This window comes from Pseudomonas sp. xss_2 (assembly GCF_043104195.1).
Taxonomy (GTDB): domain Bacteria; phylum Pseudomonadota; class Gammaproteobacteria; order Pseudomonadales; family Pseudomonadaceae; genus Aquipseudomonas; species Aquipseudomonas urmiensis.
This window is the reverse complement of sequence record NZ_JBICKL010000020.1, coordinates 20,626-43,708: the sequence shown is the minus strand read 5'-3', so window position 1 is coordinate 43,708 and position 23,083 is coordinate 20,626. Positions and strand designations below refer to the sequence as shown.

Here is a 23,083-nt window from a genome sequence, read left to right as displayed (position 1 = left end):
AGGTCCAGGGCGAGCACACCGTGCTCCAACTGGTGCTTGGCGATGGCGTTGAGCACATAGCCGCGCAGCGCAGTCTGGCGCAGGAAGCGGCTGTGAAAGCCATGCACGCTGTCGAAGTCGCCGGGCAGTTGTTTGGCGTATTCCAGTACCTGGCGATCGACTTTGAGGGCGTCCGGGGTCATCGCCAGGCCCAGTTCGCCAGGGGCATTGCGCACCTGGGCCAGGTCCAGCACCTGAAAGCGCTCGGGCGGGGCCTTGCCATCGCGGTAGGCATTGAGCACGCTCGGCGGCCAGGCATCGCTGGAGAAGGCAATCCAGGCGCTGTTGTAGGTCTTGCTGTCGAGGGTGAGGAAGGCAGACGGGATGTCGTGGTCTTTGCCCACGCACCGTTTGGGCAGCGGCCGTGGCGGTGCCGGTGGGGGTTCGAGCGGGTTGAAGCGGCGCAAGTGAGCGTGTTCGGTGACCTCGAAGGCCTGCCAGACCTTGCGGTCGAGCAGCACATACAGGTAGCCCATGCGCAAGGTTCGCAGGCCCAGGCGGGTTTCCACGGGTTTGCCGTCAACCACGGGCGCGTTCTAGGCGGGACGGGTGTCGGGCACCAGCGCCCGGCGCAGGGGCAGGATTGGCAGGCCTTGGCGTTCGCAGGCCAGGCACTGGTCGGGGGGCATCGCCGACTCGGCGATGGCGTGGGCGATGTGCCGGCTGATGGTCATGAGTGCACCTCGGCTGCTGGCAAAGTGGTTGTCACGTGTTTCCAGTTCGCATTGGTGTATTGAGCGAACTGCTGCCCAAGCGATCGCTGCCCCTGCGCAGCGCTGTCGATCATGGCGCGCACGCTAGGGTGGTTAGGTAGCGCCGGGTGCAGACATAGCTGGTGCACCACCAGGTTGAGAATGTCGTCGACTGCGCTCAAGCCGAGCGCTCGCGCGTGACGGATATGTTCGGCCGCCTGCGTGGCCGCAAAGCGGGTGATGGGCGTGAGTTGTTGCGCCAACGGACCTGTACGCAATGCCCGCCAGCTAGCCAGCACTGCCTCGATCAACGCCGTTTTTTCCTGGTCATCGCCAGCGTTAGCGGGAATCGGCCGGCGGGGCTGAGCTTCGCCGGTTACCCGAGCAGGAGCGCCGCCGCTGGTTAGAAACAGCCAATGCTTGATTGGCCACCAGTGGCCCTGGTCCGCTTGAGCGAAGGCTCCGGCATACAGCTCAAAACGCACCGGTTCGAACAGCGGGTAAAAACCTACTGCGCCGGCACTGTTCTGAATTCGCCCCATGGACGACAGATAAGCGGCAGTCGCAGGGGCGGGTGCGCTGCTAAATAGCCACGCGCATACCTGGCGTTTACGGCGCCGCAGATCCCTTATCGCGGCGCTTGCTGTCTGCTCAAGCAAGCGCTGGCAAAGGCTGTTACCGGGGGATGCCAGGCAGGCCAGGATCGGCAAAGTTTCAGGAGAGTGGGCGAGGTCTGCACGCCAAACCCGGGTCAACGCACTTTCGCCCAATGCCTGGCGCAAACTGCCCAAAAGCGTCTGATCACTGGTAGCGGCTATCGCCAACGGGTCTAGGAGTACGTAGCAGTACAGCTGGGGATCGTGATGTTTGCCGACGTACTCGATCAAGGCCTGGGTGCTCATTAGGCGTTTTCCTCGCACCGGCTGCCTTCGTCAGCAAGCAACTCCACGATCACGCTGTTACCGGCACCGGTGGTACTGGCTTGGGTCGGACCCTTGAACGTGAGCGTCAGGCCATCGAGGGTGATGCCGTGTTGATCCAGAATGATGCTGCCGCCGGGGCTTTTGAACTCGATCCGCTCATTTACCTGTAGTTGGTAGACAGTGGTCTGTTGATTGACACCCTGACCGACGCTCACGGTCTGCCGGCCGTTGACGACCAGCTCGTTATCGCCGCCAACTGTTTGGTAGTGATTGGCATGGGTTGACTCGCGGCGCTCGTTACCCACCTGCTCGAGCAGATCCTGGCCAATGCTCACTTGGCATGTTCGACCTATGCTGTGGCTATGATCGCGACCCGTTTGCTGTCGTAGGTCGTTACCCACTGCGGTTTGCTCATCGTTACCCACGCGCTCGACACGGTTGCGGCCGATGCAGCTTGTTTCGTCATTACCTACGTGGTTGTTCTGATCCCTCTGCGCATGAATGAACACCTCCTCATGCCCCAGCTCATCCTCGAAACGCAGTTCGTTGAAACCTTGGCCCTTGTGGGTCTGGCTTTTGATGGTCATGCGCGTCTTGTGCTTGGGCAGCTCGTACGGCGGTAGCTGGTTGGCGCAGTAGGTGCGGCCGGTGATCAGCGGCTGGTCGGGGTCGGCGTTGACGTAGTGGATGATCACTTCCTGGCCGATCCGTGGGATGGCCATCGCGCCCCAGCTACCGCCGGCCCAGCCTTGCGAGACGCGCACCCAGCACGAGCTGAACTCATTTTCCTGGCTGTCGCGGTCCCAGGGGAAGCTGACCTTGACCCGCCCCCATTCATCGCAATAGATCTGCTCGTTGGCCGGGCCGACCACGGTGGCCATGTGCGGGCCGTCGATATGCGGCTTGGGCAGCAGGGCGGGTTTCCACTCGATGCGCCCGGGAATCAGCGTCGCCTGTTGCAGGTAGCGGGTGCCCTGGTCGGCGCCCACCGCCTCTTGCTGCAGGCTGGTGAACTGGCAGCCCTCGTGGTGCACGCCGATCACCCGCCAGTGGGCGTTGAGGTCTTCGCGCGGGTGGTCGATCAGGTTGAAACTCAAGCCCGGTTGCAGGCGCACATCGTCGCCTTCGACCTGGGCGATGCGCGTATCGTGGCGCAGGGCGGTGAGGCGGTTGTGGGTGAACGGCTTGCCGACCACATCCCGCTTGTAGCGTCCGGGATAGTCGAAGCGCTCGTAGGCCGGGGACTGGTGCTGCAGGTCGCTGGCCGTGGCGGCATGCTCCTGGCGGTAGGCGGGGTGCTTGAAGCTGTAGTCGCGCTGCACCTGGCGGGCGCTGCGCACCTGTTCGCTGTAGCGAAAGCGGTGCAGGGCAGGTTTGGCCTGATCGCCGCCGCCGTTGGGCTGGTAGAGCACGGCGATGGGGTCGGCGTCGGGCGTTTCGACGTCATCGACGAAGCCTTCATCGTCGTCTTCGGCCTTGATCACGCTGCGGCTGATCAGGCCCATCTCCAGCAGGCGGTCGGTGATGATCAGTTGATGGCCGGTGGCGCTGTGCTCGAAGCTGTAGATAAAGCCTTCTTCGGCGGCCAGGCGGGACAGGAAGTCGAGGTCGGTTTCACCGGCCTGGACACAGAATTCGCGAACCTGATGGTCGAAACAGGCCACCAGGCTGACATTGCTCAGCCGCTGGGCCTGGAACATCAGCTCAAGGATTTGCGGCACGGTCTTTTGCTGGAAGATCCGCCAGTTCGAGCGCAGGCTGGCGCGGGCCAGCTGTGGTTCGACCAGCGCCTGGTAGCGGGTGCGAGAGAAGCCGCTGTCACCCTGGCTGAAGCTGCTGACCAGGCCGTGCACGTAGCGCACCGGGCGTGGGCCGTGCCAAATGGTGAACAGCACAGGCTGGTCGAGCAGCTGGGCAAAGTCGACGTCGGCGTCTGCGCTGACCAGCTCCAGGTTAAGCTTGAACGGGGTGCTCAAGGCTTCATCGAGAGTGAACGAGACCACCTCGAATGCGGCGTCGCCGACCAAGGGTTGCAAGCTGTAACGAAGATCGGATTGGCGGGGCATACAAGTCCCTGTGCGCGGTCTGAGAAAGAAAATGCCCGGGCAGGCTGACCCTGCCCGGAGCACGGCTGTCAGGAGGCGATAGGTTTGCGCCAATCGTCAGAACCCTCGGTCCCCGAGGTTTCGTGGGTCCAGGTGATTTTGCGATAGGACAGGGATACTTCGATCAGTTGGGTGTAGTTCTCGTTCTTCATGTTTTGTACGTGCGGTAGCACGGTGTTGATGTCGACGATGGTTGCGTCCTCAAGCTTGGTCGTGAAGAAATGCTCCTGTTTGCCCTCCACTGAAGTGCGGTACCAGTTGATCTCGACGGTTGGCAGCATTTCTCCGCTGGCCAGTGCGCCATACATCAGCGGCGTGGCTTTGTTCAGCGCGCTGGTGAAGGTGAAAGGCTTGTGCACCCGTTGGCCGGCAGGTTGACCACTTTGCGGGTCGGTCGGGACGCTCACCTGGTGTTTGATTTCCTGTACCAGGATCTCGTCTTCATGACCCTCGACAAAGACGTTGCCGACCGAGTCGGAGGTGAAGGCTCCAGCAGTGATGTTGCCCTGGGTTTTGCCTTCGATCTTGATGTAAGCGGGTGTTGGCATGGCAGACTCCTGTGTCCATGTAAAAGCACGCAACCCTCAGGGGCAGGCGTGGCCATCGCGGGTCGATGGGCTTGTCAGCAAGGCATGGGCCTTGCTAATTCGTTGAATTCCAATCACGTGCTTGCCGGTCACTGCAGGATGCCGTTGAGCGACTGCAGCACCTCGGTGGTAATCACATGCAGGCGGTAGCTATAGAAGGTGTACAGGGCGGCAAGGGCGACTGCGCTGATCACCAGTGGGCTCCACCACGGCCATTGGCGGTTCATCCGAAAGTTACGCGGCGCGACATTGGTCAGTGGGTCGCTCAAGTACTCCGGGACCGGGCCTCGCAGTTCGCGAATCTGCCGGTGTAGCTTGACGATGAGGTTCTGCAAGGCCTCGTCGCCCTTGGGCAGGATGGCGTATTTACCCTTCAAGCCCATGCACAGGCACAGGTACATGAACTCCAGCACCTGCTGATAGCGCTGCGGTTCGAGCATCATTCGCGAGAGCACGGTAAAGAACTTTTCCCCGCCCCAGGTTTCCTGGTGAAAATCGCTCAGCAGCGGCTGTTGGCTCCAGCTGGAGTTCTTGCCCCAGGGGGTGCTCATCACGGTTTCATCCAGGTACAGGCACAAGGAGTAGGAATAGGCCAGCATGTGCGCAGGCTCATAGTTGTGCTGGCGCAGCTCTGCCAAGACGCTAGTGATCTGGTTGTGGACGTCCTTGTACAACTGCTTGATGTCTTGATGATCGTCCAGTGTCTGCAAGCGCATGGCCAAGCCAAACAAGGGCATTGCCGCATCGATCATGAGGTTGCTGAAGGCGCCGCGCAGTTGAAATTGCGGGTCAGCTGGGTAGCCTGGGTAATCGGCTGGGGCCGCGCTATGGGGTTGTTCGAGCAGCCCGTGCAACTCGGTATCGATGGCGCCAGGGGTACTTTTCTTGTCGCTCATGTCATTCGCTCCTGATCGCCCAGAACTGCAACTCAAGCCCTGGGAACTCGCCGGCGATGTGCAAGCCAAAGCCGCTACTGTCGTTCATCACCTGCCAGGCCGGATTGCGTCGATCCAGCTCGAAGTAACTAAAGCCTGCATGGAACGGCAGCTCGCGTGGGGCTACCGGGAGCGGCAGCAGGGGAATACCAGGCAATTGCAGCGGCACCAGGTCGGTCAGTGCTTCAAGTGAGGTGACCTTGGCTTTCTGCGTGAACTGCTGGCGCAGCGACTCTACTGGCACGCTGGCGCGTATCGCCAGGATGAACTGCGCGCTGTCCAGCAGGCGCCGGTCTTCGAGGGTTGCGACCAACACACCGTATTGGCGTTGCTCAAGCGGCAGTGACACCGCCCGAGGTTGCAGGACAATGCTCAAGGTGCGCCGCAAGGCGTCCTCCAGCGGTTTGAAGCAAGTGTGCAACGCGCTGTGCTGATAAGCCGGATACTCCTGTGGCAAGCGACTCTCATCCGTGAAGGTCAGCAGTTCGCCACAGGCTTGGCTCATGGCCAGGTACAACTGCTCAGGGTGGGTATGCGGCTGTCGCGCCAGATGCTGGAAGCACGGCCACCAGCGGTTCATGGCTTGCAGCAGATTGAAGTCACTGATGTCGGCCACCCCCGACTGTCCTGACGAACCTATCCGTGCCGCAAGGTTGCGAGCGCGCTCGCGCAGGGTGTTGCAGACTTCATCGAGAAAACGTTTGAGCGAGGGCACCGCTTGCACAGAGATGCAGGTGGGGTAGACGCTTTCGTCCAGCACCAGGCTGCCGTCGGGGCGACGCTCCAGGATGCGCCCCAAGGCTAGGCGGGTGTAGGCGCTGGCGTCTTCACTGTCTCGTTTGAGTTGCAGGTTGAGCACTGCCAGATCCACAGCCGCGATGTCGCCGTCGTCGGTATGGGTATCCTTGATATCTTCGGTGTTGGCGATGTAGCGATAGTTGGCGCTGCTGTCTGGCCAGCGTACTTCACGGCCGCCGTCGCTGCGCAGTGGCAGGCACAGGTACACGTCGTTCTGGTGCGTGAGGTTGTCGATGATTTCCAGCGGTGCAGGAGGCGGCAAGTCGCCGGGGATGTCGAACACCGTGCCGTCGGGCATGACGCCCCGAGCCCGGGTAATGGCGATCTTGCCAAAGCATAAGTACTCCTGATTCAGCTGCAATTCGCTGAACCCATAGAACGAGCTATTGAGGCTGCTCAGGCGCTGGTGAACGGCGGCTTCGCTGGCCCTCGCAAACTGCTGAAAGTGTTGCGGCTTGACGAACAAGCCTTCGCGCCAGACGACAGGGTTGCGTGAGCTCATGGGCGCTCCGAATCAGAAGGGAAGGTGCAGAGGGACAACAGCCAGGTGAGCATCAGCTTTCTTCCTTGAGCAGGATCTGTGAGTCGTTGATCTGTACGGCGAGCACCACCTTGCGACCCCGCGGCTGGACGCGCAGGACCTGCTTCCAGGTGGTGTCCTGTTGGTTGCTGTAATTAGCAATTACGGCAATGAAACGGGTGTCGGCATCGAGCGCTTCGAAGGGCACGAACTTGAACTGACCTGGCGTCAGGAGATAGTCGTCGTCACGTATGTAAGTGCTGCGCAGGGCCTTGGCCGGGTCTTGTTCCAGGCCCGAAAAGACGGCGTTATGCAGCAGTGAGTCGTCACGCAACTGGAAGATCTTGATGGCGATGGGCGTGGCGATCTGCTCAGCCGATACCGTCTGCGGCTGCGCCAGGCTCAGGTGCACTGCCGGGTCGTCGTAAGTGCCTGGGCTGCTGTCCTCCATGGACGAGCGCGGCAGGGTTGGTTGTTCCTGTTCCTGTTCCTGCTCTATAGGAGACACGGCTGGAAATTGCTCTTGCAGATACGCCAGCAGTACTTCGACCTTTTCAGTCAAGACCTGTGGGTTGCCAGCAGTGAGACTGACTGCATAGGGGCTTGGCTCCAGTACTGCATCGGCAACCGTGGCATCGAGGCTTCGTGGGTTGCCATTGAGGGTGGGGCTGGCATACAGGCTGAAAGCAACCTGGGTTGGCTGATCACTCGCAGCGCCCACCGGTATGCTGGGGTCCATCAATACCTGGCCAACCTTGCTCAAGACCGTGCAGCCCAGCAGGGGTAGAAACAGTGCAGCGATTATCAGGGGACGCAGCTTCACAGCTTTTCCCCTAGGCGGATATTGGTCATGGTGGTGTCTCCTGCAGGGTGCAAAGTAGATGGGGCTTCCAGTGCCAGTAGGGGGTCGCAGCCACTGTCGGCTTTGAACGCCTGGCAGATGTCGAGCACGGCGGGACAGGTGGGGGCTGCAGGCTCCAGGTCCAGGGTGCCGGCCGGCAGATCGTTCACCAGGGCATCCAAGAGGCGCTTGCCCGGCTCGAACAGTTCTTCCAGGGCACCGCGACTGGCCTGCTGGCTGGGTGGGTCGCGGTGATAGTGGACCAACAGGCGATAGGCGCCGATACTCAGGCAATCGCCTTCCTGCAGGCGCACCGCAGCCGTGCCTGCAAGGCTCATCTGGTTGTCATTGAGGAAGGTCTGGCCGCAACGATCAATGGCGCAAAAGCTCTTTTCACGCCAACGAATCTCGCAATGGATGGGCAGAATGCGCCGCTCGCGATCAATCAATAGCCAGTCGGCGCCGAGGCTGCCGAGCGTGCCGCCGCGGTTGTCGAACTGATGGCTGACGGTGACGCCATGCTGCAGTTGATCGGGATTGCTGATAGTCAGGGTCATCTTCATGAGCGCACCCTGATGAGTACCTTGGGGCTGGTCGCGCCGTGCCGATCATCGAAAAAACTGGTCCAGCCCAGGTGGCTGCCTTGCGAGCGGCTCAAGTTGAACGGCGGCAGTTGCTGCTGTTTGAGGCGCAGCTCCAGGTCGTAGGCCAGGCCATCACGCAGGAGAAAATCAATCAGCGCTCGCAAACGCCCAAAATTGATACCGCTGGGCAGGAAGTCGCGTAGTTGGGCTTGGTCGAGATCACCAATCAGGATGGCGAACTTGCTGCTGCGGGTTCGGCTGCGATCACCGACAATGAAAGCGCTGCCCAACTGGCCATTGGTCAGGCCAAGACTGACCCTCTGGCGGATATCGAATGACACCGAGCGCTTTTCGAATTCGCGGATCTGTACCTGCCGCAGATCAAAACAGTGGGCGATGATCCCGGCCACCGTGCCGGGGGCGCGGCTGCGGCTGGCAATCACCCCGGCAAAGCTGAGCAGGCGGCTCCAGGGCAATGCCGTATCCACTCGCAGTTGCTCGTTACCCAGGCCGATCAAGGCGTAGATATAGGCAGAAAAGTGGTCGCTGGCTTGGGTCTGGAAACGGATGTAATAGCGGTACTTGCGCCAGATCCGGTGGAGCAGGCTGAGCAAATAGTGATTGAAGAAATCGAAGAATGCCGGGCGCACGCCTTTGCCCTGGGCATGCTCGTAAGCGAGCTGGTCCAGGTAGTAGCTGGGCAGCGGTGAGTCTGTACCGTGCAGCCCCAGGAAGGTGGTGCAAACCCGGTAGCGGTCATCGTTGTCTGCCCGCTGCGGCAGGCGCTGCGCCTCCAGCACGTCGGCCACCGGAAAGGTCAGGCGAGGGTCGCTGCCAAGGCGTAGCCGCGGCTGCGTAGCGTCTGCTGGCCTATGTGGCTCAAGGTCATCATCGTGCAAGCCATGCAGCCTCTCCAGCAATTGGAAGAAATTGTGCAGATGAGCTTCGGCGAGCAGCGTGTCGGCTAGATCAGCGGTTGTCTGCCGGTCAGCAAGGGCCATGTGTAGTGCTCGTTGTTGGTGGTGTTGATCACTTCCAGTTGATGGAAGGAATTGATGCTGGCGTAGAGGGCAAAGAAGTGCGACAGCACGCAGCCGAACAGGTACAGGTCGCCTTCGCAGCGAAAGGCGTCCTGATCGAGTTGCAAGTGTGTGCGCAAGCCGCGCACGGGCAGGCCCTTGATCAGCCAGTCCAACGGTTCGGTCTTGGCTTGGCCAATGCCATCGAGGCGCTTGCGCGTGGCACGTGCCTGCTGAATGTCATGCAGGGCGGCGAAGTCGTAGGCGCCGAGCACCGCCTTGAGCGGTTCGGCCGAGAGCAGCGAGAGATAGTTCAGCGACAGGTTGGAGATCAATGTCCATTGCAGCTGGCCATCCAGTACCGGTCGGTACGGCCGGGTCGGTCGGCAGATGTTGCGGTAGCTGGCCAGCGGTGGAGTGGCCTCGGTGGTGACACTGATATCGCCAATGCCCAATGCCAAGGGTAAATCCCGATTGGTACAGGTCAGGTCGACCGAGGCGGTTTCCAATTGCCCGACATACAGGCTTTCGTCAGCGCGGACGAACGCCATGCGGTGCACCAGCCCGTCGCCGCGTAACGACTCTTCAACCCGGCAGCGGTAATACAGCGCGGTGCGTCCCTGGGCGTGTTCGATTTCATGGGCGAACGATTCAAAGGGTTGGAACACGCGTAGCTGCTCACCTCGGCTGCCATCTGCGGTTACTCGCCAGCTGGCCACGCGGTCGACGCTGAAGATCTCGTAGGCCTTCGGGCGCTGACCACTGGGCGTCAGCCGCACCTGCTCGGCCTGGCCAGACAAGTCGATGGGTTCGGCGCTGTGCTCGAACAGGTTGATGGCCGGCGTGCAGAACAAGCTGAAGTCAGCTTTGCTGATACGCATCGAGCCGGGCAGTGGCCGGGTGAAGTGAAATTCGATGCGCACCCTGCGGCTGTCCTGGTTCGGCCACAGCTGGGTGAGGCCGGTCAAGCTGAAGAAGTGGAAGCGCTGCGGGAAGACAAAGTACTCCTGCACAATCCGGTAGCCGTCGAAGACGTTGCGCGGATAAGGCAGCAAGGCCTCTTCGGGGCTAAAACCGGGAAAGCTGACGGTGCAAGCCGGTAGCCTGCGCACTTCACCGTTGATGATCACGCTGATGTTCTTCAGGTATTGCGATAGCCACAGGTACAGCGTTTGAGCGCTGCCATGATCGCCACTGAGGTGGAAGTCCAAGCTGTGGCAGGCCAGGGTGTTCAGCGGGCGCTCAACCAAGGTGTTGAGGTCAATGGCAACGCTGCAGTTATCGAGTGTCTGTGTGGCACTGGCCTGGTGGATCTCAAAAGGATGAAGTGTCACCTCGGTACAGGTTCGATACTCGCAAGCGATGCCGTCCACAGGGCGGGAAAACAGCCGTGAGCCCTTGGCTACGCGTTGTGACTCACTCAGAGACTGCTCCAGCGGGGTGAACTGGATTATCGTTGCGCTGGGCAGCGGCCGTAGGTAATTGGGCCACAGCATCTGCAGCATTGAATGGGTCAGCTCGGGCAGGTCATCGTCGAGTTTCAGGCGCAGTTTTGCCGTGAGAAACGCAAAGCCTTCGAGCAGCCGCTCGACATCTGGGTCGCTACTTTCTTTACCTAGATACTGCGCGAGTTGCGGGTTGTCCCGGGCAAAGTCGGCACCCAGCTCGCGTAAGTAACGCAGCTCTTCGCTAAAACGTTGTTTCAATGGCATGGGTTACCTCACCCGGGTGTAGCGGTTTTGGCCGTTGACCAGCAACTCGATCTGCAACTGCTCGGCACGGTTGTTTACCCGCACTTGGCAATCGAGGCGAAAGTGCAGCTCCAGCGGGGTATTGGCGTCCGGTACGCCATGCAAGGTGCGAATGCGGATGCGCGGTTCATAGCGTCCAATGGTGCGGCGGATGTCGGCACTCACTTGAGCCAGCAAATCACCGCTCCTCAGGTCGTGGCCGTTGAAGTCGCGCAGGCCCAGGTCAGGGCTGCTTTGCGAGCAGCCCTGACGAGTATTGAGCAGTGTCTCGAGGTGGTGCTTGATGGCCTCGAATGTCTGGCCTGCCTGTTCATGGCGGCATTGCTGTCGACTGGGTGGGTTATCTGCAGCCAGGCGATCGAACAGGCTGCTCATTCGGTATCGAGCCGACCGACCAGGGAGATCTCGAAATTCGCTCCCATGTACTTGAAGTGTGGCCGCACAGCCAGGGATACCTGGTACCAGCCCGGATCACCGGCAACTTCCGAGACTTCGACTTTGGCGGCGCGCAGTGGTCGACGGCTGCGTACATCGGCCGAGGGGTTTTCTTGGTCGGCGACATACTGCTTGATCCACTTGTTGAGCTCGCCTTCCAGGTCGGCGCGTTCCTTCCAGCTGCCGATCTGTTCACGCTGGAGCACTTTGATGTAGTGGGCCAATCGGTTGACGATGAACAGGTAGGGCAGTTGGGTGCCGAGCTTGTAGTTGGTTTGCGCCTGCTGGCCTTCAGGCGTCCTGGGGAACGTCTTGGGCTTTTGTACCGAATTGGCCGAGAAGAACGCCGCGTTGTCACTGTCCTTGCGCATGGTCAGGGCGACGAAGCCTTCTTCGGCCAGCTCGAACTCCTTGCGATCAGAGATCAACACTTCGGTCGGTATCTTCGCCTGCAGTTGACCCAAGGACTCGTACAGATGCACGGGCAGGTCTTCGACGGCGCCTCCGGATTGTGGGCCGATGATGTTCGGGCACCAGCGGTAGCGAGCGAAGCTGTCGTTGATGCAGCTGGCCATCAGGAAGGCGGCGTTGCCCCACAGGTAATTGTCATGCTGACCGTTGATGGTCTCGTCATAGCTGAAGCTGCTGATGGGTTGCTCATGGCGGTCGTAGACCGAGCGCAGCATGAAGCGCGGCAACATCATGCCGACATGGCGGGCGTCTTCGCTGTCACGGAACGATCGCCATTTAGCGAATCGCGGCCCCTCGAAAATGTCTTTGACCTCCTTGAGGTTGGGCAAGTCTTCGAAGCTGCTCAAGTTGAAGAATTCAGGGGCGGGTGCGGTAATGAACGGCGCATGGGACATTGCACCTACCGAAGCAACATAACTTAATAGCTTTATATCGGGCGAGGAGGGGCCGAAGTTGTAATTGCCGACCATGGCCGCCACCGGCTCGCCACCAAACTGGCCAAAACCTGCGGTGTAGACATGTTTGTAGAGCCCGCTGCTGGTGATGTCGCCGGCATTGTCGAAGTCTTCGAGGAGTTCGGCTTTGCTGACGTGGAGCACTTCGAGTTTTATGTTTTCGCGAAAGTCGGTGCGGTCCACCAGTAGTTTCAAGCCGCGCCATGCCGATTCAAGTTGCTGGAACTCGGGTTGATGCAGGATAGCGTCCATTTGTTTGCTAAGGACTCGGTCGACCTCAGCAATCATCTGGTCCACGCGATGCTTGTTGATCAGTTGATCAGGCTCATCGCTTTTGAGGATGTTGGATATGAATGCAGCGACGCCCTGCTTCGCGACTTGATAGCCTTCTTGACTGGGAGTGAGCAGGGTCTCGGCCATGATCTGGTCGAGCAAGGTCTGGTTGCCGATTGTCTGGTCAGCAACGTCAGAGGTGAGGGTCTGGGTATTTTGGCTGGGCATGGTGACGCTCCGTTGTCAGTGCTTCATTGACCTGATGCTCAGGTCTTGGCTGCTTCAATCTTGTTCGGTGGCTTCGATCACCAGGTCCAGCTCATGGGCAAGCTGCTTGCGTGCTTGCTCGTCAGTGAGCAGCTGTTGCAAGTGTTTGCGAAAGGCGGGGACGTTGCCCAGCGGGCCTTTCAGGGCCACCAGGGCTTCGCGTAACTCGAGCAACTTGTTCAGTTCGGGCACTTGGCGGGCGATTTGGTCTGGGCCGAAGTCATTGATCGAGTTGAATTGCAGGCGCACTGCCAGTTCAGCATCGGGTGCTGCGCTGAGGCTCGAAGGCACGGCCATGCTCAAGCTCACCGCAGCCTCGCTCAGCACGCTGTTGAAGCTGTGCTTGTCGATGCGCATGAGCTGGCGATCTTCCAGAGTACGTGTATCGATCAGGCCGAAATCGCCCAAGACCAGCATCTTGTGGGGCAGTTCTATTTCGGCCTGCTGGTCGCCTGTGGCAGGTACGTATTTGATGTTGATACGTTCTTTGGGTGCAACGGAACTTGAGCTTTTAGCCATGCGCTACATTAACTCCCTGTTAAGTTTGTAGGATGTTTCTTACAGTGCTTCCTGTTAGGGTTGCTTTTGTAGGTTTATTCTGACAGTTGATGTTGCATTTGTACTTAATGTTTATTTGAGCTTTTGCTTTGTATTTAAACGATGCATGGCTGAAAGTGGCTTGGTCGAGTTTAAAAGTGTAAAGAAATATTTGTTTGTGGCCTGGCCTGAATCTGCTCTAAGCTCTGCGCTTGTCGAGTTTTCTAGCTTTGTACGCGGCGCATTGCTCTTCAGGTAAATGCTTTGGAAGTGTGCGTCCGTATGGGCGTATGAGAGTGGAGTAGAGCTGCGGTGAACAAACAATGCACTTATGGAATGGGTGTTTTATTGTTGCTCGGCTTGGGGCAAGTGTTCGCCGAGCCTGAGCGCGATTGCACGCGGATTGTTTCCAATGTCGAGCGTTTGGCCTGTTTTGATGAGGCGGCCGGAACCCCTTCGCGGGTGCCGCTGGTAAAAGCCACGTGGTCAGCGCCGGAGCTGAGCGCACCTAGCGTGGCTCGGGTCATGACCAATGAGGCCCAGCGAATGCCGGACGACCTGGCGTTTCGCATGAGCGTGCAGCGTGAGGGGCAAGTGGGGCAGACGCGACTGGTGATTTCGGCACCTGCGATCGCCGCGGTCGAGCCGCGGCCCTACCTTGCCATCAGTTGCGTGCAGAACATCTCCAGATTGCAGTTGATTACCGCGCGACCTGTTGAGGGCAGCCGAGTGATGGTGCAGCTGCGCACCGAGCATCGGGCGACCGGTGCGCAGCCCTGGCAAGTCATGGAAAACGGCCAAGTATTGGATGCTGGCCGGGGTCTACCGGCTATTGAGCAGATCAAGGCGTTGATCGGCGCCAAGCGGATCCACATCGTCAGCGACCATCCGGCGCTCGATGGGCTGAGTTTCGATGCTCAAGGGCTGGACTCTTTGATTGATCAGGCGCGCCAAGCATGTCGTTGGTAGCCAGGGTGTCGAGCGATGACATCGCCAGGCTGCTGGCGCCCATTGACCCCAAGCTTGCTGCGGGTCTGTTCGATATCGAGGATGAGACCTACCAGGCGATCGATCAGGAGATGGTCAAGCTTGGCGGATTGCATGAGGGGGCTATCGATTGGCCATTCATCGAGGAAGCCTCCCGTCAGTACCTCAGTAGCCACTGCAAGCATTTGCGTATCGTCGGCCATCTGGGTGTCGTGTGGTTACGCAAGCGCTGTTGGGAGCACTGGTGCCACACGCTGCAGTTGCTGGCGGGCATGGTTGAACACTATTGGGAAACCGCCCATCCCAAGCCCGGCCCAACGGGATTTCTGGGCAAGCGCAAACTGGTTGGTGTGCAGGTCAAGCGATTGACCGAAGCGCTGCCTCAGCTCGACCGCTTTAGCTACACACCGGCCTGTGCCGAAACGGCGCAGAAAGCAATTGCCTCCCTGTTGCAACAGGCGAGCTCGGCGCAGCTTGATCTGCCGGCGTTGCAGGCGCTTGAGCGCTTGCTGGTAAAACACAGCGACTCTGTCATTGGAGTCGGCAACGAACCTGCGCGCAAGCCTGTTTCACCCGCCCGCAATGCTACCCCGCTCGCTGAAGCATTCCTCCCGGCCAAGACCACCGTGTCGCTCGGCAATGAGCGCGAAACCCGGCGCGCGGTGCTGAGCATGGCCGAGTTCATCAATCAGCAAGACCTGTATGACCCGACCGGCTATCAACTGCGAAGGTTTGGCTTGTGGGCGCACATCCAGGCTGCGCCGGGCGCCAGGCAGGATCATCGCACCGAACTGATGTCGGTCCCGGCAGACATCGTCAGCGGATACGAGGAGGCGCTGTCGAGTACCGCTATTGATCCGGCCCTGTTGCTGCGAGTGGAGAAAAGCGTCACTGCCTCGCCGTATTGGATTCGCGGCAGTTTCCTCGCTGCAAGCATCGCATCGCGTTTGGCCATGGCTGAAGTCGCCGAAGCGATCCGCTGCGCAACGGCTCGCTTCGTCCGTCGTTTACCCGCCGTGCAGCAGCGGTGTTTCAGCGATGGCGTGGCGTTTGTCGATGAGCAATGCCTGGCATGGCTCAAGGGCGCAGAAGCATCGCCTGCCCAGACCGCAGGCTCGCAAGAATTTCTTGGGCTGCGTGAAGCGTTGGTCGAGCAGATGGAGGTTGAAGGGGTGGAAGCGGTGCTGTTGCGCCTACAGGCCCTGCAAGCACAGCACAGCTCGCCGCGCGAGCGCTGCCATACCACGCTGATCGCTGCCGATCTGCTCGGTGCCCGTGGTGTGTCTTGGCTGGCTCACGACCTGTGCGCCAGTGTCGCCCGGACCATGCAGGCCACCACCGCCCAGCTGTGGGAGCCGGAGGTTTATCAAAAGCTCAAGCACTACGCAGGCACATCATCACTGATTGACCAGGACAAGGAGTAGCAGTCCCTGATGAGCACATATTGGAGACATCTGAAACGTTGGGGCTTGCCGCTGGCCACCCGCGCAGGGCTGGCCATGCCGCTGCTGCTCGCAGTGGGGGGGGTGTTGTTGCTGGTCGCCATCTGGTGGCTTGGCCCGCAGTGGACTTGGCGTGGGCAGCAGCCACTGGCCAGTCCTGCGCACCGCAGTATCGCCAGTTTGCTGGTGGTACTGGTGCCCTTGCTGTGCGGGTCGCTGGTGCTGGTCGCGCGCCTGCGTCGCTTCCAAGCACAGCGTCAGCAGGAGGCCGCTGTCGAGGCAGATCCGAGCCTGCCGTTCGTGCAAGCACAGGAGCGAGCGCTCGATCGAGGGCTGGCAAGCTATCTGGACAATGCCGGCGGCCGTCGTGCGCTCTATCAGTTGCCGTGGTATCTGGTTGTCGGCGAGCAAAACGCTGGCAAGACCAGCTTCATCACCCGTTCCGATCAGCATTTTTCTCTGACCCGTATCAGCAAGGCACAGGCCCTCAGTCGCCAGGATGACGACCTCGCCTATCCAGTGGACTGGTGGATCAGCAATGAAGCAGTGATCATCGATCCGCCCGGCGAACTGATTACCCAGCAGTCACTTGAGGGCCTTGTGCCTGACGCTGACGGCAAGCCGTCAGCCGTCCTGCCTGCGGGCACTCAGGCCAAGCTCTGGCTGCACCTGCTGGATTGGCTGGCGCGCAAGCGCAGCCGTAGAGCCTTGAATGGTCTGGTGCTAGTGGTCGATCTGGCATCGTTGTTGCGTTCGACGCCCGAGCAGCGCATGGCCTTGGCTGATGTGCTGCGTACCCGGCTGTATGAGGTGAGCCGTCAGCTGGGCTCACGTTTGCCTTTGTACGTGGTACTGAGCAAGTTCGATTTGCTTGACGGTTTCGATCAGCTTTTTGCGCGCATGAGCCAGTCTCAGCGAGAGCACATGCTTGGATTCAGCTTTAAGCTCGATGCCATTAGTTCATTCGACGCGTGGCTGGATGAGCTGATCGCCCATTACGATCAGCTGATCGAGATCGCCCAAGAAATGGTGCTCGATAGCATGAGCGGCTTGAGCAGTGCTGAGCAGCGCCAGCGGCTGGTTTCGTTGCAGGGGCAGTTGATGGGGCTGCGCCCGGCATTGATGACGTTCCTTCAACACGCATTGGCCAGCGATCGCTTCACGACGCCGGCGCTGGTGCGCGGACTGTACCTGTCTTCGGTGTTTCAGCAGGGAGAGATGAACAACGCGTTTGTCCGCGAAGCGGCGCAACCCTACAACGTTCTGCCACCGCTGAGCGATGGCAAGCCGCAAGGCAAAGCCTTGGTCTATTTTGCCCAGCAGGTGTTCAAGCGGGCGATATTTCCCGAAGCGGGATTGGCGGGTGACAACGTCAAGGTCGCTCGCGACAAACGCCGTCTGTTGTGGCTGAGTTCGGGTGTTGGTGTGCTGGCCTTTGCCGTGCTTGGGGCAAGCTGGCATCGCTACTTTGATCACAACCGAGACCAAGCGATCAGCGTGCTGGCCAAGAGTCAGGCGTTCAGCGAGGGTGAAGTCGATCAGCGCCTGGATCCTACCGGCCGCAACCTGCTGGTGCCTTTGGATCAGATCCGAGATGCCGTTTCGGTGTTTGGCGACTATCGCGCTGCGTGGCCGGTGGTGGCCGACCTTGGTCTCTACCAGGGCCGTGCAATTGGTCCGATGGTCGATCAGGCCTACCTGACGCTACTGTCGCGGCGTTTCCTGCCGGCCCTTGCCAGTGGGGTCGTCGACGCGATGAATGCCGCCGCCGATAGTAGCGAGCAACAGATGGCGGCGCTTAGGGTCTATCGGATGATCGAGGACCGGCAGAACCGGCGAGCGCAGTGGGTAGAAGATTGGATGGCACACCAGTGGCAATCTGCCTACCCTGGGCAGGGGCAGCTACAGCGTGACCTTATGCGGCACTTGCAGTACGCCTTGGCCTACGCCGACACCGATCTACCGCAGTTCCGTCAACGAGTCAGTGAACTCCAGCAGATACTGGGTAAAGTCCCGCTGGCGCAGCGTGTCTACGCAAGCCTTAAGCGGCAGGCTCAAGATCAGTTGCATACAGGCTTGGATTTGCGCCATCAGATAGGGCCTGCGTTCGACATCGTCTATCAGCCAACCTCAACAAACGTGGCTGCGAGCGACGGCATCCTGCTGGCGCCATTGCTGACGGCGAAGGGTTTCAGGGACTATTTCGAACCGCACAGCGAGCACATCACGGACATGGCCATGATCGACCAGTGGGCCCTGGGTGAGCGGCGTCAACTGGACTACTCCGCGGCCGACCGCGCTGCATTGACGGAGAAGATCAGCAGCCTGTACCGCGCTGACTACATCGACAGTTGGCGACGGGCGTTGAATGAGTTCGCGGTGACGGACTTTCACGACTTGAGCCATGGGGTGTCGGTCCTCGACCACATCACAGGACCGGCAGCGCCGCTGCGCCGCTTGTTGGAGACTGTACGCGATAACACCACCATCGATTCGTTGAGCGCCGCACAGTCCAAGCAAGCAGGGGCTGTCACGGCACTGGCGGGAGGCGGGGAGCCTGCCCAGCAACAGGCCGGAGGAATACGCAGGGCGTTCATAAGCTTGAATGAAATGCTTGAGGCGAGGGGTGAGCGGCCAAGTTATTACGACGAAACCCTTAGCGCGATCACCGCGCTCTATGACTACGCCAAGGCCGTGCAAGATAGCCCCGATCAAGGCAAGGCTGCCTTGCAGGTGGTGCTGCAGCGCTTTTCGATGAAGGGACCTGATCCGATTGCAACCCTGCAGCGGGTCTCAACCGGCCTGCCTGAGCCCATCCGCCAGCAGGTTAAAAAGGTCGCCGAGCAAACTGCCCAAGTGTTGGTAATCGAAGCCTTGCGAGAGCTGGAGCGGCGTTGGGATGCTGACGTCTACAGCTTCTTCCAGCAGCGGCTTGCGGGGCGTTATCCATTCGTTGCGCGAGCCCCCGATGCGGCGTTGGATGATTTCGAGGCCTTCTTTGGGCCCAAAGGGCGCCTGCAGCAATTCCAGGATCAATACCTTAAGGTGTTTCTGAAGGACAACCTCGATGCACTTTATGCCGACAATCGTGGCGGCTACCTGATACGCACCGATGTCATCGAGCAGTTGGAAGTAGCAGATCGAATCCGCGAAACCTTTTTCGATCACCGAGGCAATCTGAGTGTGCAGTTCAGCATCGAACCCTTGGGGCTCAGTGCGAACCAGCGTACTAGTGTGCTTGACCTGGATGGGCAGCTGATTTCCTACACCCATGGTCCTAGCTTGATCACCGGGGTGATCTGGCCCAATACCTTGAACCCGCAGGTGCGTAGCAACCTGACCTTGCTCAAGCTCAATGGCAACAGCAGCAGTCTTGAGTATCGTGGCCCGTGGTCGATGTTCCGCTTGCTCAGTCGGGGCGCGCTCAATGGGCGTACGGCGACCAGTGTCGACCTGAGCTTTCGTACAGGAGACGGCATGATGCGTTATCAACTGAGTTCGGAGAAAGCATTCAACCCGATCACCCAACAGCCGTTCAAAGGCTTCCGGCTACCGCGCACCTTGCTTGAGCAAGGTAGCCCGCGGGTGGTTCAGGCTGGGCTTACCAGCAGTGCCGTACGGTAGGCGCAAGAAGCGAGTCGAAAGCAAAACCGGGCCATCAAGGCCCGGTTTTTTATCGTGTGATAGACCACTTACTCGGTTGTCTTCGGCGCCCAGCGCAAGATCACGCAAGCGATCACCGCCGACAGCAACGACCCGAGCAGAATCCCGATCTTGGCCTGATCGATCAGCTCAGGCTGCCCTGGAAACGCCAGCTCGCCAATGAACAGGCTCATGGTAAAGCCGATTCCGCAGAGCATTGCCACCCCGTAAATCTGCAGCCAGCTGGCGCCCTGCGGTTTAGAGGCCAAGCCGGTTTTCACTGCCAGCAGCACCCCCGCGAACACGCCCAACTGCTTGCCCAGCAACAAACCCAGGGCGATCGCCAGTGGCAGTGGTGCCAGCGCATCGCTCCAGCTCAGGTTGGCGAACGAAACACCGGCGTTGGCAAAGCCGAATACCGGCACGATCAGGAACCCCACCCAGGGCGCGATGGCGTGCTCAAGTTTGAGCAGCGGGCTGTCGCTGGTGCCTGCGCTGTACGGAATCAGCAGGGCGCCGACGACGCCGGCAATGGTCGCGTGGACACCCGACAGCAAGGTGAAGTACCACAGCGCGGCAACGCCGATCAGGTAAGGCCACAGTGTCACTACGCGCATGCGGTTAAGGCCCAGCAGTAGGGCAACGATGCCCGCTGCAGCGCCCAAGGCGAGCAGGTCGATCGATGAGGTGTAGAACAAGGCGATGATCGCCACCGCGCCCATGTCATCGATGATCGCCACCGACACCAGCATCACCTTCAATGACAACGGCGCGTGCTTGCCGAGCAGCGCCAGGGCGCCGACGGCGAAGGCGATGTCCGTGGCGGCGGGGATCGCCCAGCCGCTGGCCAGGCCCGGTTCGACCGCTGAAACCTTGAGGTAGATCAGCGCGGGTACGGCCATGCCCATTAGCGCCGGCAGCGCCGGCAGGCGGCGTTGCTCCCAGGTCGCCAGGCGGCCGTCGACCATCTCGCGCTTGATCTCCAGGCCAACCATCAAGAAGAAAATCGCCATCAGGCCATCGTTGACCCAGTGGTGCACGGTCATCGGGCCGAGCTTGTCAGTGAAGGTCGGGCCTACCGGTAGATGCAGCAGGTGTTGATAGGCGCTGGCCCAGGGGCTGTTGGCGATGACGATGGCCAGGGCGGCGGCGAGCATCAGCAGCACGCCGCCAGCAGCCTCGCTGGCCAGCAAGCGCTGCAGCAAGGGCCGGCGCTCGGCGGTAGGTAGGGAAACGTTCATGGGAAGGTCCTCGTTCATGGATTCGCCCTCGATGCCGCTGCGGTTGGCCAACTGGCGAGCACAGCAAAGCGCTGGCGGGGGTTGACCCGAACCAGTGCGGCGGTAGGCGAGAAGAAGGGAAGGGGCGTGCGCAACCCAGCTAAAAAAAGCGGGAACGGAAAACGCCATAGACATTGGACAGCTGCATGCAACATGGACGGACTCTCGGAAAACAAATGAATGTTCTCCGTATTCGGGATGGCTCCCGGGCGCACGCAGCACACGCCAGGCGGCAATTTTACAGAGTATTTGCGGCAATGTTCCAGTTTTATGCGTCGAAATGTTGCTAATAGCCGGTTTTGCTCAGCAATGGTTTATCCCTAGGCACGTGCGTAAGATGCGCTCCTCAAGGCGTCACGGCTCTGCAGTGGCATGAGCTGGCTCGAACGGGGTTGTTTGACCTTGCTTGTTAAAATGCATATTAGGTTATTCCTAAAATCAATTTAATTAATTACGCAATGCTCTATAGAGTCTGTTCCAGACAGCTAGTACCTGGCCAGGGACAACCCTTAAGGAGCACCATGCCAATCCGCTCGCGTTTTCTGCTTTTCGCCGCCGCTTTGCTGGCGGCTACCCAGGCGCTCGCCGCCGACCGCCTGACCCTGCGCATTGGCGATCAGAAGGGCAATATGCGCGCCCAGCTCGAGGCCGCCGATGCCTTGCGCGACTTACCCTACGACATCCACTGGGCCGAGTTCCCCGCCGCCGCGCCGTTGGCCGAAGCATTGAATGCTGGCGCCATCGATGCCGGCATCATCGGTGATGCGCCGCTGTTGTTCGTACTGGCCTCCGGAGCGCCGGTCAAGGCAGTTGCGGTGGACAAATCCGATCCCTATGGCACGGCGCTGTTGGTGCGTCCGGATGCGCCACTACAGTCTGCAGCTGATCTCAAAGGCAAGCGCATCGCGACCGGCCGCGGCTCGATCGGTCATCATCTGGCACTCAAGGCGTTGGACAAGGCCGGCCTGAGTGAAAAGGACGTTGAGTTGCGCTTCCTTGGCCCAGTCGACGCCAAGATCGCATTGGCCAATGGCTCGGTCGACGCCTGGTCGACTTGGGAACCCTATACCGCATTGGCCGAGTTGAGTGGCCAGGGTCGGGTGCTGGTCGATGGCCGTGGCCTGTCCAGCGGCAACAGTTTTCTCGCCGTGACCGATAAGGCGTTGCACGACCCAGACCGCCGTGCGGCTTTGCAGGACTACCTCAAGCGGCTGGCTGGCGCTCAGGTGTGGGCGTATCAGCACCTGGATAGCTATTCGCACACGCTGGCCAAGATCATCGGATTTCCTGAGGACGCCGCTCGCCTGCAGTTCGAGCGGCGCCAGTTACGCTGGCAGGCCATCGACGCCAAGACCATCGCCGAGCAGCAGGAAACCGCCGACTTCTACCACGCCCATGGGCTGATGCCTCAGCGCCTGGATGTGTCACCCACTTTTGCCAAAGACTTCAGCGTGCCGAACGCCGAGGCCGTTGCGGCGCAACACTGATCGGGAGAACAGCTCATGCTTGCATTCAAACACTTGCGCCATCTGGCCGTTGGGCTAGTGCTCGGCGGCCTGCTACCGGGGATCGCCAGCGCCGAACAGACCCTGCGCATCGGTTACCAGAAGTCCTCGACCTTGCTCACCTTGCTCAAAGCCCGTGGCACACTCGAGCAGCGTTTACAGGCCGAGGGTATTCGGGTCAGTTGGCACGAATTCCCCAGTGGCCTGCCGCTACTGGAAGCGCTGAACCTGGGCAATGTCGACCTGTCGGCAGACGTCGCCGACACGGTCCCCGTGTTCACCCAGGCCGCTGGCGCGCGGCTGACTTACTTCGCCCGAGAAACGCCATCGCCTAGCGCCCAGGCGATCCTGGTGCCTGCCGATTCTCCGCTCAAGACCCTCGCCGACCTCAAGGGCAAGCGCGTGGCCGTGACCAAGGCGGCGGGCAGCCACTACCTGCTGATCCAGGCCCTGGCCAAAGCAGGCTTGACCTTCAAGGATATCAATCCGGCCTACTTGATCCCCGCCGATGGCCGCGCCGCATTCGAGAACGGCAAGGTTGATGCCTGGGTTACCTGGGATCCGTACGTAGCCAGCGCCCAGCGCCAGCAAAATGCGCGAATCCTCGCCGACGGCACCGGGCTGGCCAGCTATCAGCGCTACTACCTGGCAGGCAGTGACTATGCCAAGACGCATCCGCAAGTGCTGGAGCAGGTCTACACCGCCCTGCGCGAGGTCGGCGCCTGGACCAAGGCCAATCCAGCCGCCGCAGCCCGAGTGCTCGGCCCGCTGTGGGGCAACCTGGACAGCGCCACGGTGCAGCAGGCCAACGCCCGACGCAGCTATGAGGTGCAGCCGGTACAGGCCGATAACCTGGCTGAGCAGCAGCACATTGCCGATGCCTTTTTCCGTGAAGGCTTGCTGCCCAAGGCGGTCGATGCGCGTGCGGTGACGCTGTTCGAACCGCGGGCGAGCCAATGATTGCGTGAACGGATGGTGGCGCAGACATAGCTACC

General features: G+C 60.3%; 20 protein-coding genes. 5 read left to right on the top strand and 15 right to left on the bottom strand.

What is annotated here, in order from left to right:
- From ACF8K2_RS02960 to tssB, 14 genes are all read right to left on the bottom strand, one after another.
- Nucleotides 1-566, bottom strand: a 566-nt coding sequence (locus ACF8K2_RS02960; protein ID WP_392463395.1) for a T6SS effector BTH_I2691 family protein, incomplete at its 3' end; no start/stop codon positions are given.
- Nucleotides 567-575: 9 nt separating this feature from the next.
- Nucleotides 576-713, bottom strand: coding sequence for a hypothetical protein (locus ACF8K2_RS02955; RefSeq protein WP_392463394.1), 138 nt, complete (start codon nucleotides 711-713; stop codon nucleotides 576-578).
- Entirely contained in the window at nucleotides 710-1,633 is a 924-nt protein-coding gene (locus tag ACF8K2_RS02950; protein ID WP_392463393.1) for a hypothetical protein, read from the bottom strand. The genes ACF8K2_RS02955 and ACF8K2_RS02950 overlap by 4 nt, the downstream gene beginning before the upstream one ends.
- Nucleotides 1,633-3,720 (bottom strand): type VI secretion system Vgr family protein, encoded by a 2,088-nt coding sequence (locus ACF8K2_RS02945; RefSeq protein ID WP_392463392.1) that lies wholly within the window; start codon nucleotides 3,718-3,720, stop codon nucleotides 1,633-1,635. The genes ACF8K2_RS02950 and ACF8K2_RS02945 overlap by 1 nt, the downstream gene beginning before the upstream one ends.
- 68 nt (nucleotides 3,721-3,788) lie before the next feature.
- Nucleotides 3,789-4,307 (bottom strand): Hcp family type VI secretion system effector, encoded by a 519-nt coding sequence (locus ACF8K2_RS02940; protein ID WP_312151767.1) that lies wholly within the window; start codon nucleotides 4,305-4,307, stop codon nucleotides 3,789-3,791.
- A 128-nt stretch (nucleotides 4,308-4,435) separates the two neighbouring features.
- Nucleotides 4,436-5,242: a type IVB secretion system protein IcmH/DotU gene (gene icmH, locus ACF8K2_RS02935; RefSeq protein ID WP_312151768.1), complete on the bottom strand. Its 807-nt coding sequence runs from the start codon at nucleotides 5,240-5,242 to the stop codon at nucleotides 4,436-4,438.
- Nucleotide 5,243: 1 nt separating this feature from the next.
- Nucleotides 5,244-6,581, bottom strand: a complete 1,338-nt coding sequence (tssK, locus tag ACF8K2_RS02930) for a type VI secretion system baseplate subunit TssK (protein WP_392463391.1) — start codon at nucleotides 6,579-6,581, stop codon at nucleotides 5,244-5,246.
- A 52-nt stretch (nucleotides 6,582-6,633) separates the two neighbouring features.
- The gene (gene tssJ, locus ACF8K2_RS02925; protein ID WP_312151772.1) at nucleotides 6,634-7,422 is read right to left on the bottom strand and encodes a type VI secretion system lipoprotein TssJ; all 789 of its coding nucleotides are present in this window, start codon (nucleotides 7,420-7,422) and stop codon (nucleotides 6,634-6,636) included.
- Nucleotides 7,419-8,003, bottom strand: a complete 585-nt coding sequence (locus ACF8K2_RS02920; RefSeq protein ID WP_392463390.1) for an FHA domain-containing protein — start codon at nucleotides 8,001-8,003, stop codon at nucleotides 7,419-7,421. Before ACF8K2_RS02920 ends, tssJ begins: the two co-directional genes overlap by 4 nt.
- The gene (gene tssG / locus ACF8K2_RS02915) at nucleotides 8,000-9,025 is read right to left on the bottom strand and encodes a type VI secretion system baseplate subunit TssG (RefSeq protein ID WP_392463389.1); all 1,026 of its coding nucleotides are present in this window, start codon (nucleotides 9,023-9,025) and stop codon (nucleotides 8,000-8,002) included. The genes ACF8K2_RS02920 and tssG overlap by 4 nt, the downstream gene beginning before the upstream one ends.
- Nucleotides 8,989-10,755: a type VI secretion system baseplate subunit TssF gene (tssF, locus tag ACF8K2_RS02910; protein ID WP_392463388.1), complete on the bottom strand. Its 1,767-nt coding sequence runs from the start codon at nucleotides 10,753-10,755 to the stop codon at nucleotides 8,989-8,991. The genes tssG and tssF overlap by 37 nt, the downstream gene beginning before the upstream one ends.
- Nucleotides 10,756-10,758: 3 nt before the next feature.
- On the bottom strand, nucleotides 10,759-11,169 hold the full coding sequence (gene tssE / locus ACF8K2_RS02905) for a type VI secretion system baseplate subunit TssE (protein ID WP_186556813.1): 411 nt from the start codon (nucleotides 11,167-11,169) through the stop codon (nucleotides 10,759-10,761).
- Nucleotides 11,166-12,656 (bottom strand): type VI secretion system contractile sheath large subunit, encoded by a 1,491-nt coding sequence (tssC, locus tag ACF8K2_RS02900; RefSeq protein ID WP_186556811.1) that lies wholly within the window; start codon nucleotides 12,654-12,656, stop codon nucleotides 11,166-11,168. The genes tssE and tssC overlap by 4 nt, the downstream gene beginning before the upstream one ends.
- A gap of 54 nt (nucleotides 12,657-12,710) precedes the next feature.
- The gene (tssB, locus tag ACF8K2_RS02895; RefSeq protein ID WP_186556804.1) at nucleotides 12,711-13,214 is read right to left on the bottom strand and encodes a type VI secretion system contractile sheath small subunit; all 504 of its coding nucleotides are present in this window, start codon (nucleotides 13,212-13,214) and stop codon (nucleotides 12,711-12,713) included.
- Between the two features lie 354 nt (nucleotides 13,215-13,568).
- On the opposite strand from tssB, the gene vasI reads away from it, so the two are divergent.
- Genes vasI through tssM form a run of 3 tightly spaced genes read left to right on the top strand, consistent with a single transcriptional unit; the run spans nucleotide 13,569 to nucleotide 19,285 of the window.
- Entirely contained in the window at nucleotides 13,569-14,201 is a 633-nt protein-coding gene (vasI, locus tag ACF8K2_RS02890) for a type VI secretion system-associated protein VasI (protein ID WP_392463387.1), read from the top strand.
- Complete coding sequence (gene tssA, locus ACF8K2_RS02885; RefSeq protein WP_392463386.1) at nucleotides 14,189-15,643, top strand: type VI secretion system protein TssA; 1,455 nt, start codon at nucleotides 14,189-14,191, stop codon at nucleotides 15,641-15,643. Before vasI ends, tssA begins: the two co-directional genes overlap by 13 nt.
- Nucleotides 15,644-15,652: 9 nt before the next feature.
- Nucleotides 15,653-19,285, top strand: a complete 3,633-nt coding sequence (gene tssM / locus ACF8K2_RS02880; RefSeq protein WP_392463385.1) for a type VI secretion system membrane subunit TssM — start codon at nucleotides 15,653-15,655, stop codon at nucleotides 19,283-19,285.
- A gap of 68 nt (nucleotides 19,286-19,353) precedes the next feature.
- Here the strand turns inward: tssM and nhaA are convergent, their stop codons facing one another.
- Nucleotides 19,354-20,544 (bottom strand): Na+/H+ antiporter NhaA, encoded by a 1,191-nt coding sequence (nhaA, locus tag ACF8K2_RS02875; RefSeq protein WP_392463384.1) that lies wholly within the window; start codon nucleotides 20,542-20,544, stop codon nucleotides 19,354-19,356.
- A 560-nt stretch (nucleotides 20,545-21,104) separates the two neighbouring features.
- Between nhaA and ACF8K2_RS02870 the strand changes: the two genes are divergently transcribed.
- Together ACF8K2_RS02870 and ACF8K2_RS02865 are read left to right on the top strand one after the other, a co-directional pair.
- Nucleotides 21,105-22,070: an ABC transporter substrate-binding protein gene (locus ACF8K2_RS02870; protein ID WP_392463383.1), complete on the top strand. Its 966-nt coding sequence runs from the start codon at nucleotides 21,105-21,107 to the stop codon at nucleotides 22,068-22,070.
- A gap of 15 nt (nucleotides 22,071-22,085) precedes the next feature.
- The gene (locus ACF8K2_RS02865) at nucleotides 22,086-23,048 is read left to right on the top strand and encodes an aliphatic sulfonate ABC transporter substrate-binding protein (protein WP_392463382.1); all 963 of its coding nucleotides are present in this window, start codon (nucleotides 22,086-22,088) and stop codon (nucleotides 23,046-23,048) included.
- Nucleotides 23,049-23,083: the final 35 nt, after the last annotated feature.

Coding starts and splice junctions, on each gene's coding strand:
- ACF8K2_RS02955 (WP_392463394.1), bottom strand. CDS start 713: ATGACCATCAGCCGGCACATCGCCCACGCCATCGCCGAGTCGGCGATG.
- ACF8K2_RS02950 (WP_392463393.1), bottom strand. CDS start 1,633: ATGAGCACCCAGGCCTTGATCGAGTACGTCGGCAAACATCACGATCCC.
- ACF8K2_RS02945 (WP_392463392.1), bottom strand. CDS start 3,720: ATGCCCCGCCAATCCGATCTTCGTTACAGCTTGCAACCCTTGGTCGGC.
- ACF8K2_RS02940 (WP_312151767.1), bottom strand. CDS start 4,307: ATGCCAACACCCGCTTACATCAAGATCGAAGGCAAAACCCAGGGCAAC.
- icmH (WP_312151768.1), bottom strand. CDS start 5,242: ATGAGCGACAAGAAAAGTACCCCTGGCGCCATCGATACCGAGTTGCAC.
- tssK (WP_392463391.1), bottom strand. CDS start 6,581: ATGAGCTCACGCAACCCTGTCGTCTGGCGCGAAGGCTTGTTCGTCAAG.
- ACF8K2_RS02920 (WP_392463390.1), bottom strand. CDS start 8,003: ATGAAGATGACCCTGACTATCAGCAATCCCGATCAACTGCAGCATGGC.
- tssG (WP_392463389.1), bottom strand. CDS start 9,025: ATGGCCCTTGCTGACCGGCAGACAACCGCTGATCTAGCCGACACGCTG.
- tssF (WP_392463388.1), bottom strand. CDS start 10,755: ATGCCATTGAAACAACGTTTTAGCGAAGAGCTGCGTTACTTACGCGAG.
- tssE (WP_186556813.1), bottom strand. CDS start 11,169: ATGAGCAGCCTGTTCGATCGCCTGGCTGCAGATAACCCACCCAGTCGA.
- tssC (WP_186556811.1), bottom strand. CDS start 12,656: ATGCCCAGCCAAAATACCCAGACCCTCACCTCTGACGTTGCTGACCAG.
- tssB (WP_186556804.1), bottom strand. CDS start 13,214: ATGGCTAAAAGCTCAAGTTCCGTTGCACCCAAAGAACGTATCAACATC.
- vasI (WP_392463387.1), top strand. CDS start 13,569: ATGGGTGTTTTATTGTTGCTCGGCTTGGGGCAAGTGTTCGCCGAGCCT.
- tssA (WP_392463386.1), top strand. CDS start 14,189: ATGTCGTTGGTAGCCAGGGTGTCGAGCGATGACATCGCCAGGCTGCTG.
- tssM (WP_392463385.1), top strand. CDS start 15,653: ATGAGCACATATTGGAGACATCTGAAACGTTGGGGCTTGCCGCTGGCC.
- nhaA (WP_392463384.1), bottom strand. CDS start 20,544: ATGAACGTTTCCCTACCTACCGCCGAGCGCCGGCCCTTGCTGCAGCGC.
- ACF8K2_RS02870 (WP_392463383.1), top strand. CDS start 21,105: ATGCCAATCCGCTCGCGTTTTCTGCTTTTCGCCGCCGCTTTGCTGGCG.
- ACF8K2_RS02865 (WP_392463382.1), top strand. CDS start 22,086: ATGCTTGCATTCAAACACTTGCGCCATCTGGCCGTTGGGCTAGTGCTC.